Origin of the sequence: Aeromonas sp. R5-3, assembly GCF_040908225.1 — a bacterium.
In the GTDB taxonomy this organism is placed as follows: Bacteria; Pseudomonadota; Gammaproteobacteria; order Enterobacterales; family Aeromonadaceae; genus Aeromonas; species Aeromonas dhakensis.
Window position 1 is genome coordinate 105,322 of sequence record NZ_JBFODH010000015.1, and the last position, 14,741, is coordinate 120,062.

Genomic DNA, 14,741 nt, shown 5'->3' on the forward strand with positions numbered 1-14,741 from the left:
ATCACTCCGTTAGAACATGTTCAGGATGGAGGTAAAAAGTTGCTCTGAAGTGCTGATCACCTTGGCGTTGGCCTGATACGCCTTGGTGTAGGCCATGATCTTGACCCCTTCCTCATCCGTGTTGACCCCGCTGACGCTGCTCAGCTTGGTGGCCAGCTGTTTCTCCATATTGGCATCCGCCGTCATAGTGGCCTTGGCCTGGCCACTTTGTACCGCCATCCGGCCAAGCAAGGCGCTGTAGGCATCATATTGATCATCCTTGATGGTCAACAGATCCTGCAGATTGCGGTTGTCACCACTGCCGCCGCCGGCCTTGGCAAAGGCGAGATCATCGCCAGTGAAGCCATCTGCAATCTTCAGAGTGCCGGACGGGTTGAGGGGATCGTAGGTGAAGAGCGGCTTGCCCGGATTACCATGCAAGTCGACACCGCCACCCTGCTTGGCATTGAAATCATCCGCCAGTTTTTTCGCGATCTGGTTGAGTTCGTCGCGCAGCGGACGCAGAACTGTCGTCCGATATTCCATGACCCCCGCCAGGCTGCCGCCATGCAGCTTGGGAATATCGAATGATTGTGGACCGAAGCTGAGACTGAGCTTGTCGCCCGCCAGTGAGAGTGTACTGCTGCTGCCGGCCAGCACCAGCGGCTGACCCTGAGGCAGACTCAGTGAGAACGAACCGTCACTTTGCCGGTTGACCCGGACTTCCATGAAGGTCGACAGTTCACGTACGATCTGCTCGCGACTGTCTTCCAGTACCGAGGTATTGACGCCCTTGGAGGCCTGCTCGCTGATCTGGATGTTCAGCTCGGCAACCTGCTTGAGATAACTGTTGACCTGAGAAACGGTGCTGTTGAGCTGATCATCGATCTGCTTCTCCTGGGTCAGCATGCTTTCGTTCAATTGGCCAAAGCGGTTGGCCAGCGCCCCCGCCGAGCTGACGATCTGGCTGCGCTGAGCCGGCGTTTCCGGGCTGTCGAGCGCTGCACTCAGAGAGGCAAAGAAACTGTCCAGCCCCTTGGCGATGTTCATCGACTCGCTGCCCAGCAGTTGTTCGGTGGTATTGATGTATTGATGGAAAGAGTAAGAGGCGCCGGTCGCAGAGCGGCTGCGCCAATGTTGGGAGACCAGATAGTCATCCGTGATCCTACGAACACCGGTTACCTCTACCCCCTGGCCATTATCCAACCGGCCAAAACCGGACAGGCTGCCCATCATGGCTTCCTGGCGGCTATAGCCGATGGTATTGACGTTGGCGATATTCTGGGCGGTGATATTTAACGCGATCTGGGCCGAGTTAAGTCCGCTAAAACCGATATTGAGCAGTGACATCAGTCAACTTTCCTCATTTTTGCCGAATTCAGAGGCTGAGTGAAGGCAGCCAGGGTCTGCTGTTCTGAAGCGACCACCGACTCGGCATTCTTTAATGTCGGCGCCAATTGGCTGACCATCTGCTCTTTCAACCCGATGCCGCCACGCTTGACCATACTCATCGCCAGCTGGCTGTCATACATGTCGCGATAGAGCTCCTGGTCCTTGATGAGCTTGTCATCCTCATCCTGCATCGCATCGGAGGCTGAGCGCATGTGCTTGAGTACGGTTTGCAGAAAGCTCACTTCAAATTGGCCGGCGGCCGCATCCAGTGCGGCACGCTGATCCGGGTTGCTCTTTATCTGCTGCAGTTCGTTGAGATCCTGATAAAACCCAGGTTCCGTGGTTATTCTGGTCATAGAGATCCTTAGATGACCACCAGCTCTCCCTCGAGGGCTCCAGCCTCATCGAGTGCTTGTAGGATGGCCATGACATCATCGGGGGTTGCCCCGAGCGAGTTGACTGCCTTGACGATCACCTCCAGTGAGGTGCCATCCGGCCAGACAAACATATTGTTTCGTTCGCGATCCACCTGGATTTTCGAGTTGGGGGTCGTGGTGGTCTGCCCATTGGAGAAGGCATTGGGCTGACTGACTGTCTGGCTCTCGCCAATAGTCACCGTCAAACTACCATGACTGACCGCTGCTTTGTGAACCTTGACTCCTTGGCCCATAACCACGGTTCCAGTCCGGCTGTTGAAAACGACTCGAGGCCGCACCTTGCCCATGTCGACCTGAATGTCCTGCAGCAGCGCCATGAACGAGATCCGTTGGCTCTCGTCCTTGGGTGCCGCCACCTGGATCCGCCCCGCACTGACCGCTCTGGCAACCGGCCCCAGCTGACGGTTGATCTCCCGCTCCACATTGCGGGCGGTCTTGAAATTGGGCTGGTGCAGATTGAGCGTCACTTCAGGCTTTTCCGCAAAGTTGCTGGCCACTTCGCGCTCTATGATGGCGCCGTTGGGAATGATCCCTGCGGTCGGCACGTTGATGGTCACCGACGAGCCAGACTGCCCCTCGGCCTTGACCCCAGCCACCACCAGATTCCCTTGGGCAACAGCATACACCTCACCATCGATGCCGCGCAGTGGCGTCAACAACAGCGAACCGCCGCGCAGGCTCTTGGCATCTCCGATAGAGGTGACAGTCACATCCACCATCTGTCCCTTGCCAGCCAAAGCAGGCAGGTTTGCTTGAACCGAGACGGCAGCAACGTTCTTGAGTTTTGGATCGATGTCATCCGGCAGCTGAACCCCAAACTGCTTGAGCATGTTGGCCATCGACTGGCCAGTGAACTTGACCTGGCTCTTGTCACCCGTGCCGGACAAGCCCACCACCAGTCCGTAGCCAACCAGCTGGTTGGCCCGCATCCCCTGTACATCGGCAATATCCAGCAAGGCCCGCTTGGCCGGTGCCGCGGCATTGGCCCACCAGGGCAGGCAGAGGCAAAGCAGGGCGATAAACCATCTGTTCATGTAAGACCTCAAAAGGGCGCGAAGGCGGAACTGAAGAAACGGCTCAGCCATCCCATCTGGTTGCTGTCAGCCAGAGCACCACGCCCGGCGTAGGTAATACGGGCATCGGCGATGCGCTGGGACGAGATTCGGTTGCTCTGATCGATATCCTCAACCCGCACCATGCCGCCCAACCGGATGTACTCATCGCCCTGGTTGAGGCGGATCCACTTCTCGCCGCGGATCCCCAGCACCCCGTTCGGCATTACCTCGGCCACCGTCACCGTGATCGAGCCCGCCAGGGTATTCTGCTGGCTGGAAGTCGCCCCGCCATCAAAGTCCCGATCTGCGCTAAGAGAAGCCCCCCAGTCAGAGCGCACCTTGCCGCCGATACTCGGGGCCGGCACGTTCATGCTGCTGTTCTTGCTCATGCTGGTGTTGGCTTTTTTGCTCGACTGGGTACGCTCTTCCAATACAACGGTGAGGATGTCGCCGATACGGTAAGCTCTGCGATCCTGAAACAGGGTCATCATGTAATCACCGCGATAAAGACTACCATCCTCCCCCTTGGCCGAGGCCGATAGCATGGGGCGTGAAGGCGCCCATTTCTCATCACCCGGTTCGGGAGCCTTCAGTTCATAGGTGGCGCAGCCCCCCAATAACAGGACTGCCCACAGATAACGCAACATCGTCTTCATCATCACAGCGCTTGAGTGACGAACTTGAGCATCTGGTCAGCCGATGAGACAACCTTGGCATTCATCTCATAAGCCCGCTGGGTGGTGATCATGTCGACCATTTCTTCCACCACGTTGACGTTGGAGCTCTCCAGGGTGAACTGCTTGATGGCCCCCATCGCCTCTTCACCGGGTACTCCCTCAATCGCTTCACCGGAAGCACCGGTCGCTCGATAGAGGTTGCCACCGAGCGCTTCCAAGCCGGCAGGGTTGGCAAAGTTGGTCAAGGTTATGCGGCCCAGCTCCACATTTTCCTGTTGGCCCGGCAGGGTCGCACTCACGGTTCCGTCGGTGCCGATGGACACCTTGGTCGCATTGTCCGGGATCTGGATCTGCGGCAGCATGGGCAAACCATCGGAATTGACCAGCAGGCCTTCGGCGTTGCGATGCCACTGACCATTGCGGGTATAGGCGGTCTCGCCGTCAGGGCGTTCCACCCCGAAGAAACCGGCCCCCACAACTGCCATGTCCAGTTCCTGGTTGGTGTTCTGGAACTGACCGGGAGTGAACACTTTCTGGGTACCGACCACACGAACACCGTTGCCCATCTGGATGCCGATGGGAGACAGGTTCTGTTGATCCTGCTGGGCCCCGGGCTGGCGTTGTACCTGATAGAACAGATCTTCAAAAGCAACTCGATCGCGCTTAAACCCGACCGTGTTGACGTTAGCCAAGTTGTTGGAAATGCTGGCCATCTTGGCATCTTGCGCCGACAGACCTGTTTTACTTACCCAAAGTGCCGCGTGCATCTTCGTCTCTCCACCTGATTCATGGGGGCGTCAACGCCCCCGCAATGCGAATTGGCCCTGGCGGGCGGCAAGCCCGCCATTCATCAACCCTGGCCAGAAATCAGCCGGGCACCTTGCCGGGCCTGATCGTCCGCCGTTTTCATCAATTTGACCTGCAGCTCGAAGTTGCGGGTCAGCGACATGCTGCTGATCAGCTCGTCGACTGCATTCACGTTCGCCCCTTCCAGAAAGCCGGACGCCAGTACCACCTGCTCGCTGGCCTCGGCATCCCCACCCTGGCGTAACCGGAAGAGACCATCCGACCCCTTGACCAGTTCGGCTGGGTCCGGGTTCACCAGCTTGAGACGCCCTACATCCAGCCGGGCACCGCCGCCGGGCGGTGTGATGCTGAGCGAACCGTCCTTGCCAAAACTCAGATCCCGATAGGCAGGAAGTACCATTTCCCCGCCTTCCCCCAGTACCGGACGACCATTGAGCGTGAGCAGACCATCGGCATCGCTCTCCAGATTGCCAGCTCGGGTATAGGCCTCTTTGCCATCGGCGGTCTGGACCGTGATAAAGCCTTCACCGCGGATCGCCACATCCAGCTTGCGGCCCGTCTGCATAAGGGCTCCCGCCTTGAAGTCTGTACCAGCCAGCTCCTCGCGGGCCATTACCCGGCTTGGATAGCCATCACCGGCCAAGGCATAAGCAGATACACGCTCGAAATCGGCCCGAAAGCCGGCCGTGTTGACGTTGGCCAGGTTGTTTGCCCGGATTTGCTGGGCCATCAGGGTATGCTGTGCCCCCGACATGGCGGTATAGATAAGCTTTTCCACGCATCAAGCCTTAGAAGGAGTTGAAGAGAACCTGGGTCATCTTGTCAGCGGAGCTGATGGTCTTGGCGTTGGCCTGATAGTTGCGCTGGGAAGTCATCAGGCTCACCAGCTCCCCGGTCAGATCCACGTTGGACCCCTCATAAGCCCCTGCGGTCAATGACCCCATGGTCCCCGTGCCGGGGGCACCCAATACCGGCTGGCCAGAGCTGAACGACTGCTGCCAGGTGGTATTGTTGGTTTGCAGCAGACCGTTGGGGTTGGTGAAGTTCGCCATCACCACCTGGCCTTGCAACAGGCTCTGGCCGTTGGTAAAGGTGGCATAGACACCACCATCGGCATCCACCCGCACCCCGGTCAGATCGCCGGCGGTATACCCATTTGACTGGTTGCGCGTGGCGTTGAAATCGGAGGCGTACTGGCTGACACGGGCGATATCGACCTGCAGGGAGATCTTTTCGGCACCGGGCGGGGTCAGGTCCAGGACCGGGGAGGTCGTCGGAGACTTCAGGGTACCGTTGGTGTTGAACTCCAGCGTCACAGGGGTGCCTGTCTTGGTGCCATTGAAGGCATAGTTGACCTGCCAGGTGTTGTCGGCCGTCTTGACGAAATACTGGGTGACTGTGTGCTCAACCCCCAGCGAGTCATACACCTTGCTGGACTGGGAATAGCTGAAGCTGGCCGACTTGTCAGGATCGAACGGATGGGCCGTCTGGTCGATCACACCAGCATCGGCCTTGAGGTTGGCAACGAACTCCAGCTTGTCGGACGGTTTGGCAGGCAGGCTGCCGGCCTTGACCTGAATGTCCCCCACCACACCGGACTGCAGTTCGCCCGCATCATTGGTGGTGTAACCTTGCAGCCGGGTACCGCTGGCGGTGGTCAGGTAATTGTTGGGATCTCGCTGGAACATGCCTGCCCGGGTATAAGAGGTCTGGCCGTTGCTGTCCTTGAGCACAAAGAAGCCGCTGCCCGAGATCGCCAGATCCAGCCCACGGCCGGTACGGGTCACGTCACCATTGCGGTCAAAATTCTGGGAAACGTTGTTCATCTCTACACCACCAGCCTGACCACCGCCATAAATGGCGGCAAACTCGGCACGGCTGGACTTGAAGCCGGCCGTGCTGGCGTTGGCCACGTTGTTGCTGATGACACTCAATTCCTGGTTTACGGCGCGCAGGCCGCTCAATCCGATACTGAAAGACACAGTTTCGCTCCTATCTGATTACGCCGATTTGCCAAACTGGATGGCACTGAAGAGAGGCACATCGCCCACTCCGGCCACCTGTAACATAATTTCGCCTGTACCAGGCAGGGTGACCCGCTCTACGGTGCTGGCCACATAATTCTTGGTCGTGGTCGCCACACCTTGGAGCGAGGCTTTGACCTCGAAGCTGTATTCACCGGCAGGCAAAGGGGGCAGTTCATAATCAAGGCCACCGGCCTTGCTCTCACCCCAGTTTTTGGTCGCAACCAGGGTGCCGTGCATGTCATACACCTTGAGTTCAACCTGATCGGCGGCACCGGCCAGTTCCACCTGCCCCCGGATCGCTTTTTCGTCGCTCTTGGTCAGTGTCTTGCTCGGAACCATCACTTCCTTGTCGATCAGGTCAGTGCTCTGCAGTACCTGCTGGGTATCCATCATGTTGATGGACTTCTGCTGCAAGACCTTCAGGCTTTCCACCCCTTCTACCATGCTGAACTGTGCCAGCTGGGTAACATACTGGGCACCATCCAGGGGGTTGGTGGGATCCTGGTTCTGGATCTGGGCAACCATCATCTGCAGGAATTCGTTACGCAACTGCATACCGCTCTGGGCATTCTGGCCGGCAGCCGTGTTATTGGGGGCTATTTCCGGTGTCGTGTTGCGCTGGCTGGTGCTGCGGGCCGTATCCAGACTGCTTACCTGAGGCAGACTCATGGCTTACACTCCCTGACCCAGACGCAACAGACCCTGCTGCATGCTGTTGATACGGTTGATCACCTCGACGGAGGTTTCAAAACCACGGGAGGCACTCATCATGTCGGCCATCTCCTCCACTGCATTGACGTTGGAGTAGTAGACAAAGCCATCCTTGTCGGCCAGGGGGTTGGTGGGCTCAAGACGCTTCTCGACCTGACGATCCGATTGCACTATGCCGGCAATCTGCACCTGGGCCGACCCCAGCGACTCGGCATCCTGCACCCGCTGATAGAGGGTGGAGAACACAGGCTTGATGGCACGGAAGGCAGCCTCCTCACTGCCCGCGGCACTGTCCACGTTCGCCAGGTTGGAGGCAACTGTGTCCAGACGAACGGTTTGTGCTCGCATTGCACTACCGGCAATGTCATAGATGCGATTGAACGACATGATCAGCGGCCCTCGATCGCCTTGGCGATCCCGGTAATTTTCATATTCAGAAAGGTGAGACTGGTCTGGAAATCAGTGGCATTGTTGGCAAACTTGCTCTGCTCGACGCTGAGTTCGGCGGTATTGCCATCCATCGATACCTGATAGGGAATGCGATAGAGAGGATGCTGCATGTCATTGGCCATGCTTCCCTGCGCAATGGCGGCACTCTCGTCTCCCACTGCAACTTGCTGCGCGACACGCCCCAGAATCGTCTTATAATCGACATCCCGGGCCAGATAACCTGGGGTATCTACATTGGCCAGGTTGCCTGCCAGGATACGCGCCCGATCCGCCCGCACATCGAGGGCATAAGGGTGTACACCCAAAGCGCTGTCAAATGAGATACTCATGCTTCATCCTTCTATGAATCAGTCAGACCGGTGCACTCTTTATCAAGACTCATGCCAACCATGAAGAACCTTTATTTCCGCTGGTTACAGCGTCAACAGTGGCTGATAACACGGATAAAAGGGGAAGCACGGTTTCCCGTATGGAAGCGAAGCAACCTGCTGACCCTGTGCCTGCTGTCATGGCCACTGCTGGCCGAGTCGACCGCCCTGACCCGGCAGCTCGAAGCGCTGTTGCAGGAAGATGCCAGCCAGGCCCTGCATGCCTATCTGCAGCAGCAGGGCTGGCCTACGCCCGAAGCGGAATATCAGGTCTGGATCTCCCCGGCAGTCACCCATCTGCCCGACTGTTCGCAGCCTATCCGCCTGCAGGCCGGCGGTCAGTATCGTCAGCCCTGGGGACGGCGACCCTATCTGGCAGAGTGCGTCGACCCGGCCTGGCAGATCAGGGCCAGGGTTGAGGTGACACTGATGCTGCCGGTCTGGGTGACGGCTCAGGAGATGCCTAGAGGCCATGTCATCCGACCTGGCGATCTGATCGAAAAATCGCTTGAGGTCAGCCGGTTGCAACGTGGCTTTGTGCCCACCTCAGAGTCTCTGGTGGGCAGCAAGAGCAACCGCAACCTGCGAATGGGTCAGCTGATCGGCGAATTGGATTTGCAGAAAGCCTGGGCCATACGAGAAGGTGAAGGTGTGTTGATCCGGGCTGGCCAGGATGGATTTTCCGCCACGACGCGAGGACGGGCACTGGCCAACGGGGCCATCGGCGACGGAATTCGAGTGAAAAATCTGAGTTCGGGCAAGGAAATCCAGGCCTGGGTGATCGACAAGGGGGAAGTTGAAACCCGTTTTTAATTCAAAGCACGTGTTTGATTTAAGTTACATCGACCTTGGGTCGCTTGTCATAGATAGACCATCAGGAATTGACGTTATGAAGATCACACGCACCGACCCGCTCTATGTTCAGGCCCAGCTGCAACGCAAGCAGGAAGCGCCATCCACGCCGTCGCAGCCACGCGCCAGCCAGGCTGATGCCCAGATCAGCACCACGGCCCAGTTCGTGAATCAGGCGAGGGGCGAGCTGGCTACGACTTCCGACGTGGACATGGACAAGGTCAACCGGATCCGACAGGCCATCAGCGAGGGCAAGCTCGAACTCGACATGGATGCACTGGGTCAGGCCATTCTGGACATGCATCGTCGATGAGCATGGACGCCAAGCAGAGGGTCAAAGAGCTGATCCTGGGCATTCAGCAAGACGGCACCCGCTATGTCGCCCTGCAACAACTGCTGCTGCGTCAGCACAGTCTGCTGGCCGCTCACGACGTCGACGCACTGGCTGAACATAATCAGCAACAAACACAGCTGATGATGCAGGTGCAGCAACAGGCGCAACAACGCTGTCAGCATCTGCTGGCGCTGGGATTGAAGCCTGATGAAAAAGGGATGGCGGCACTCATCGAAAAACTGCCCGCCAACCTGCAGCACAAGGTTGCCAAACAGTGGCTGAAGCTGGAACAGCTGTTGCAGCAATGTCTGCGTCAGAACGAGCTCAACGGCCGCTTGCTGGCCGGCCAGATAGAAACCATCAATACGCTGCTGGGTCAGGAACCCGCTTATGGGCAGCAGGAACGCTTTCCGGATTAATCCCTACTCCCCTTTCATCATGCGATGTCGCAGACTGGCCAGCTCATCCAGCTGGCGCTGATCGCGCGACTCCAGTTGCCGCTGCTGTGCCTGTTCACGTTTATCCAACAGCAGTTCCAACCCTTTGACCCGACCAAACTGTTTGAGCACCTCTCCCTCGTGTCGCTCCAGATCGAGTCTGGCCAGAGCAGACTGCTGCATTTGATGGGCCAGCAGTTGCCGCAGCTGACCATCCATCTGATGCTTGTTCTGCCACAACAGAGGGTGAAAAGTTGCCGAACCACAGTGCAATGAGCCAATGACCTCCTGCAACCGCAATGCCCGCTGCTCTTCCCGCATGGCATCTTCCCGCAGTCGTTGGCGCTCCTTGCCCATGTTTTCCAGCGCATCCTGCTGCAAACCAAGATAAGACTTCAGCACGGTAGCCCCTTATTGCCTTCCGAGCACTTGTCGGAGCCCGGCGGTGACCTGAGCGAGGGGAGTCTCTTCGTGGATGCCTTGCTGCAGGAAGGCGGCAATAGCTGGATAACGCTGCACGGCTTCATCCATCTGGGGATCGGCGCCCGGCTGATAACCACCTAGCGGCAGCAATTCACGCACCTGCTGATAACGGCCCCACAGTTGGCGCAGCGTGACGGCCAGTTGCTGCCACTCGGCAGGCACCACTTGCGGCATTACCCGGCTGACCGAGGCACCAATGTCGATGGCAGGATAGTGACCTTCCTCCGCCAGTCTGCGGGTCAACACTATGTGACCATCCAGAATGGCGCGGGCCGAGTCCACCACAGGATCCTGCTGATCATCCCCCTCCGCCAGCACCGTATAGAAGGCGCTCAGAGAGCCATCCGGGTGCGTACCATTACCGGCTCGCTCCACCAACTGGGTTAGCATGCTGAATACCGAGGGGGGATAACCTCGAGTCGCGGGCGGTTCTCCTATTGCCAGGGCTATTTCACGCTGGGCCTGGGCATAGCGGGTCAGGGAGTCCATCAACAGCAACACATCCTGACCCTGCTCACGAAAGTACTCGGCGATACGGTGGCACAGCTGAGCCGCCCGCAGCCGCATCAGCGGTGACTGGTCTGCTGGCGCCGCTATCACCACGGCGCGAGCCAGCCCCTCCGCCCCCAGGCTGTGCTCAATGAACTCGCGTACCTCCCGTCCCCGCTCACCAATCAGGCCGACGACGACTATCTGGGCGGTGGTATTACGGGTCATCATGCCGAGCAACATACTCTTGCCGACCCCTGAGCCCGCAAACAGGCCCAGCCGCTGTCCCTTGCCGACGGTCAGCAGGCCATTGATGGCGCGGATACCGACATCCAGCGGCTCGCGAACAGGTGTACGCAGCAAGGGGTTCGGAGGGGAAGAGAACAGCGCCACATGCTCCCCCTCATCACGCAGCGGCCGGCCATCCAGTGGCTGCAGCAGACCATCTACGATTCGACCCAGCAGGTGCTCACCGACCCGAATCGTCTCTTCCCCGTCGATGGGCAGCACCCGGGCACCGGCATAGAGACCACCCATCGGTTGCAACGGCATCAGATAGGAGACATCACGGTTGAAGCCCACCACTTCAGCCAGCAATGGCGTGCCTGTCGCAGTATCGACCCGGCAACGCTGACCCATCACCAGCTGGCAGCCCACTACCTCCAGCGTCAACCCTGTTACCCTCACCAGCCGACCATAGCGGCGAAAGCCGGGGACATCGTCAAAGCTGTCTAGCGCCGATGTGAGCGCCTGTTGCAGGGCTTCATGCATCCTGGGGCAGTTCCAGTGTGCTGTTGAGCTGCTCCATACAGGCGGCAAGACGCTCGCTCGTGTTGACCTCTATGACCGCCGCTCGGGTCTCCAGGCGTGCATCGCCTATGCCCAGTGCCGGGTCCACCTGCAATGGCCACCCCTCGCAGCGAGTCACCCCCTGCTCTGCCAGTCGCTGCCGATCCCCTTCGCTGAGATAGATCACCAGCTCTTCCGAGGTGGCAGGCAGGCTCGCCAATGCCTGTTCTACCTGTTTGAGTACCTGTTGCGGATTGAGCGTAAATTCGGCCTGGATCACCCGCTTTGCCACCTGGGCAACCAGCTGGGCAACCAGTTCCTTCTGTTCCTGCATTCGACTGCGGGTCAGGGACTCCCACTGCGCCTGCAATTTGGCAAACGGCACCATGGCCTGATCGAAAGAGGCTCGCCCTTCCGCCAGCCCCTGGGCAAACCCGCGAGTTTGCCCTTGTTGCAGCCCCTTCGCTTCCCCCTCCACCAGACCGCTGGTCAGGCCCTGCTGGTACCCAGACTGATAGCCTTCGTCGTGACCTTGTTCCAGCCCCTGCTGATAACCGAATTCGAATTGTTCCTGCTGGCTCTGTGCCTCTTCTCCACTCTGTCCCAACGACGGGAAACGGTAGAGACGGGTGGCTCCCGCCGCCAACTTGCGCACACTGTGGTTCATGGACGCCTCCTGTTAATTGACGGTGGGTTCTTCGAATAGCTGGAATTCGACTTCGCCCTGCTCCACCAATTCGCGAACCAGCTGCATCACCTCTTCGCGGGCCTGTTCGACCTTGCGCAAGGAGACGCTGCCCTGTCCCTGGATTTGGGCTTCCAGCGCCTGCGCCATCCGCTTCGGCATGGCGCCCAGCACCACCTTGCGGAAGCTGGCCTCGGTATTTTTCAGTGCCAGCGCCAGCAGATCGCTTGGCAGCTCCTGCACAAGACGCTGCAGTGTTTCGTCGGTCTGACGGCGCAACGACATGAAATCGAACATGTTTTTCTCGATTTCCAGCGCCATGTCGCCATCGTGTTCGCGCAGCAGAGAGAGCATTTGCTCCTTGTCACCCTGATAGCGGTTCAGAATATCCGCCACCTGGCGCACCCCGTTGACCTTGGCTCCTGACTGATCGGCAACATAAGCCAGACAACGGTCCAGGGTCAGACGCAGTTCTCCCAGCACGTGTTCGCTGACACTGTTGAGACTGGCGACACGAACCAGCAGATCGTCGTGCACCGAACCCGGCAGAGCATCCAGCACGGCGGATGCCGTCTGCGGGGGCAGGAAGGCCAGCAACACGGCCTGCATCTGCGGATGTTCATTGCGGAAGAAACGGGCAAGCACCTCGGCGGGCACCCACTGCAAACGCTGGATGTCCTGGCTCATCACGTCGCCATAAAGGCTGTCTAGCAGACTGCGGGAGAGGCGCTGACCCAGCGCCAGATCCAGCGTCTGTTCCAGATACTCGCGTGAGGCGCTACCGATGCCACTCTGCTCACGGTACTGGTTGAAGAACTGTTGCAGCGTCCACTTGGCCTCCATCGAACTGACCCCCGACAGGCCAGCCATCTTGGAGATAAGTCGTTGCACCTCATCACGGGACAACTTTTGCATCACCTTGGCGGCGGCCTCGGTCCCCATGCTCAGCAGCAGAATCGCGGCCTTCTCCAGGTTGTCGATGTCGATATCGACGGCGTTTTGGTTCAGGTTAACGTTGTTCATTGCCACTCACCCATGATTTGACCACTTCCGCGACTCGCGCCGTGTCTTTTTCCACCAGCAGTTGCAGGTGTTTGAGCTGTACTTCTAGTTCGGAGCCAGGCTCTGGCAAAGCCTCCAGATCCAGCGAGGAGAACTGCGGTTCCATCTGGTTGTCAGAGCGGATCAAACCATTGCCCATCGCGGGGGCAGTCAGAGCGGCATCATCATCCCGGCGCATGGAAAGACCCACTGTCGGTTCCAGCTGCTCATCCTGTTCCTCGGTCGCGGTTTCCTCAGGCAACTGCTGGGTACGCACCAGATGTTTGACCAGCGGTCTGATGCCGAAGAACACCAGTGTAAGGCCAAGCAGGCCGCCCACCAGATAACGCAGAGAGTCCTGCCAGTACGGGGTTTCCCACCAGCTCGACTCGGGCGGGGCGATCGGCACGGCACCGGTAAAATCGAATACCTGCAGGCTGATCTGATCGCCACGGGTATCGTCAAACCCCACCGAACGTTCCACCATCTGCCGGATCTGCTCCAACTGCTGCTCATTCCAGCCGCCCTTGGGGGCACTCTGCTGGTTCAGCAAAATGGAGACGTTCATCTTCTCCAAACGACCCTGCTGGTAACGGGTATGCACTATGGTGCGGCTGTTTTCGTACTGCTTGTTGACCTCTTGGCGCTCGGTGCGAGAATCGTTCTTCTGGGCTTCTGCACTGGCAGCACCCTGATTCTGAGCCGGCTGCTCGCTCTTGGGGGTCGTTTCGGGCGGGCGATTGGACAAGGCACCGGGGATCCCCAATGCCAGTGCATCGATGGTTTTATCCGACTTGCTGGACTCCTTGGTGACCACGCCCTGTGGATCCAGCTGTTGCTGGGTCTCCTCTACCGCATTGAAGTTCACGTCGGCGGCAATCTGTACCCTGAAGTTACCCGTGCCCAGCATGGGATAGAGCATGTCGCTGGCACGCTGGCGGATGTACTGTTCAAGCTTTCGCACATACTCCATCTGCTGCACGCTCTGCTTGCCAAACCCAGCCTTGTCCCCCAACTCTGCGCTGAGCAACTGACCAGCCTGATCCACTATGGTTACCGCCCCCGGCTTCATGCCGGATATGCTGCCAGCAACCAGGTTGGCGATCGCTTCAACCTGCCCCGGCTCCATGGCCTGGCCAGGCTGCAGGTCCAGCATGACGGACGCACTGGGCTTCTCTTCATCTCGTCCGACGAACAGCGTCCGCTTGGGGATCGCCAGATGCACCCGGGCACTGCGCACCGCATCCAGTGAAATGATGGTTCTCGCCAGTTCCCCTTCCAGCGCATGCCGGTAACGGGCTCCCTCCATGAACTCGCTGGTCCCCAGGCCCGTCACATTGTCCAGCCCTTCCAGACCGGCGGGCATGGCGGCCCTCACCCCTCTGGCCGCCAGCGCCATGCGCACATGGGCCAGCTGATTTTCCGGCACCAGGATCTGGCCGGAGCTCTTCTCCAGCCTGAATGGGACCTGCTCTTTTTCCAACATCTCCATGATGTTGGCGGTGTCATACAACTCCTGCTTGCCGTACAAGGGCACGTAGTTCTTGCTGGAAGTCCACAGGATCACCACGATGGTTCCCGCCACGATGGCGGCAAGCAACGCTATGGTCAGGATGGATTTGTTGTCGCGGGACAGACTGCGCCAGTTGCGCAAGCCCTCCTGGACGCGTGTTCTGAAGGAATCCGAAGCCCCTTGCGGGGACGTTACCAGTTCAGTCATCACTTACC

General features: G+C 58.8%; 18 protein-coding genes. 3 read left to right on the forward strand and 15 right to left on the reverse strand.

The genetic code is table 11. The features are described from left to right. Positions 1 to 9 precede the first annotated feature (9 nt). The 10 genes from lfgK to lfgB form a co-directional block, all read right to left on the reverse strand. Entirely contained in the window at positions 10 to 1,329 is a 1,320-nt protein-coding gene (lfgK, locus tag AB5Y95_RS07020) for a lateral flagellar hook-associated protein LfgK (RefSeq protein WP_244364943.1), read from the reverse strand. Then, a complete protein-coding gene (locus tag AB5Y95_RS07025) occupies positions 1,329 to 1,727 on the reverse strand; it encodes a rod-binding protein (protein ID WP_244364942.1) in 399 nt (132 codons plus the stop codon). The genes lfgK and AB5Y95_RS07025 overlap by 1 nt, the downstream gene beginning before the upstream one ends. Before the next feature lie 8 nt (positions 1,728 to 1,735). After that, entirely contained in the window at positions 1,736 to 2,842 is a 1,107-nt protein-coding gene (fgIL, locus tag AB5Y95_RS07030; RefSeq protein WP_244364983.1) for a lateral flagellar basal body P-ring FlgIL, read from the reverse strand. An 8-nt stretch (positions 2,843 to 2,850) separates the two neighbouring features. Next, entirely contained in the window at positions 2,851 to 3,522 is a 672-nt protein-coding gene (gene flgH / locus AB5Y95_RS07035) for a flagellar basal body L-ring protein FlgH (RefSeq protein WP_005305787.1), read from the reverse strand. Continuing rightward, positions 3,522 to 4,307 carry a lateral flagellar basal-body rod protein LfgG gene (lfgG, locus tag AB5Y95_RS07040; RefSeq protein ID WP_005305789.1) on the reverse strand — a complete coding sequence of 262 codons (786 nt, stop codon included), beginning with the start codon at positions 4,305 to 4,307 and terminating at the stop codon, positions 3,522 to 3,524. Before lfgG ends, flgH begins: the two co-directional genes overlap by 1 nt. Positions 4,308 to 4,390: 83 nt before the next feature. After that, on the reverse strand, positions 4,391 to 5,125 hold the full coding sequence (lfgF, locus tag AB5Y95_RS07045; protein ID WP_005305793.1) for a lateral flagellar basal-body rod protein LfgF: 735 nt from the start codon (positions 5,123 to 5,125) through the stop codon (positions 4,391 to 4,393). 10 nt (positions 5,126 to 5,135) lie between these two features. Further along, positions 5,136 to 6,329, reverse strand: a complete 1,194-nt coding sequence (flgEL, locus tag AB5Y95_RS07050) for a lateral flagellar hook protein FlgEL (RefSeq protein ID WP_005305795.1) — start codon at positions 6,327 to 6,329, stop codon at positions 5,136 to 5,138. An 18-nt stretch (positions 6,330 to 6,347) separates the two neighbouring features. Next, positions 6,348 to 7,043 carry a flagellar hook assembly protein FlgD gene (locus tag AB5Y95_RS07055; RefSeq protein WP_244364940.1) on the reverse strand — a complete coding sequence of 232 codons (696 nt, stop codon included), beginning with the start codon at positions 7,041 to 7,043 and terminating at the stop codon, positions 6,348 to 6,350. A 3-nt stretch (positions 7,044 to 7,046) separates the two neighbouring features. Continuing rightward, entirely contained in the window at positions 7,047 to 7,472 is a 426-nt protein-coding gene (gene flgCL, locus AB5Y95_RS07060; RefSeq protein ID WP_099359790.1) for a lateral flagellar basal body rod protein FlgCL, read from the reverse strand. 2 nt (positions 7,473 to 7,474) lie between these two features. Beyond that, positions 7,475 to 7,864, reverse strand: a complete 390-nt coding sequence (gene lfgB, locus AB5Y95_RS07065; protein ID WP_244364939.1) for a lateral flagellar basal body rod protein LfgB — start codon at positions 7,862 to 7,864, stop codon at positions 7,475 to 7,477. 51 nt (positions 7,865 to 7,915) lie between these two features. Here lfgB and lfgA point away from each other — a divergent pair, with 51 nt between their 5' ends. The 3 genes from lfgA (at position 7,916) to lfgN (ending at position 9,508) form a co-directional block, all read left to right on the forward strand. After that, complete coding sequence (gene lfgA, locus AB5Y95_RS07070; protein WP_244364938.1) at positions 7,916 to 8,716, forward strand: lateral flagellar basal body P-ring formation protein LfgA; 801 nt, start codon at positions 7,916 to 7,918, stop codon at positions 8,714 to 8,716. A 76-nt stretch (positions 8,717 to 8,792) separates the two neighbouring features. Next, complete coding sequence (flgM, locus tag AB5Y95_RS07075; RefSeq protein WP_017788254.1) at positions 8,793 to 9,068, forward strand: flagellar biosynthesis anti-sigma factor FlgM; 276 nt, start codon at positions 8,793 to 8,795, stop codon at positions 9,066 to 9,068. Next, positions 9,065 to 9,508, forward strand: a complete 444-nt coding sequence (gene lfgN, locus AB5Y95_RS07080) for a lateral flagellar protein LfgN (RefSeq protein ID WP_244364937.1) — start codon at positions 9,065 to 9,067, stop codon at positions 9,506 to 9,508. The genes flgM and lfgN overlap by 4 nt, the downstream gene beginning before the upstream one ends. A gap of 3 nt (positions 9,509 to 9,511) precedes the next feature. On the opposite strand, the gene lfiJ is transcribed toward lfgN, so the two are convergent. Genes lfiJ through fliFL form a run of 5 tightly spaced genes read right to left on the reverse strand, consistent with a single transcriptional unit; the run spans position 9,512 to position 14,724 of the window. Then, positions 9,512 to 9,928, reverse strand: coding sequence for a lateral flagellar protein LfiJ (gene lfiJ / locus AB5Y95_RS07085; RefSeq protein ID WP_029304689.1), 417 nt, complete (start codon positions 9,926 to 9,928; stop codon positions 9,512 to 9,514). A gap of 9 nt (positions 9,929 to 9,937) precedes the next feature. After that, positions 9,938 to 11,269, reverse strand: coding sequence for a lateral flagellar FliI-like assembly ATPase LfiI (gene lfiI / locus AB5Y95_RS07090; RefSeq protein WP_368160251.1), 1,332 nt, complete (start codon positions 11,267 to 11,269; stop codon positions 9,938 to 9,940). After that, positions 11,262 to 11,954 carry a lateral flagellar assembly protein FliH gene (gene lfiH / locus AB5Y95_RS07095; protein WP_017788256.1) on the reverse strand — a complete coding sequence of 231 codons (693 nt, stop codon included), beginning with the start codon at positions 11,952 to 11,954 and terminating at the stop codon, positions 11,262 to 11,264. Before lfiH ends, lfiI begins: the two co-directional genes overlap by 8 nt. 12 nt (positions 11,955 to 11,966) lie before the next feature. Next, positions 11,967 to 12,995 carry a lateral flagellar motor switch protein FliGL gene (fliGL, locus tag AB5Y95_RS07100; protein ID WP_139430595.1) on the reverse strand — a complete coding sequence of 343 codons (1,029 nt, stop codon included), beginning with the start codon at positions 12,993 to 12,995 and terminating at the stop codon, positions 11,967 to 11,969. Further along, on the reverse strand, positions 12,982 to 14,724 hold the full coding sequence (fliFL, locus tag AB5Y95_RS07105; protein ID WP_368160288.1) for a lateral flagellar M-ring protein FliFL: 1,743 nt from the start codon (positions 14,722 to 14,724) through the stop codon (positions 12,982 to 12,984). Before fliFL ends, fliGL begins: the two co-directional genes overlap by 14 nt. Between the last annotated feature and the right edge of the window lie 17 nt (positions 14,725 to 14,741).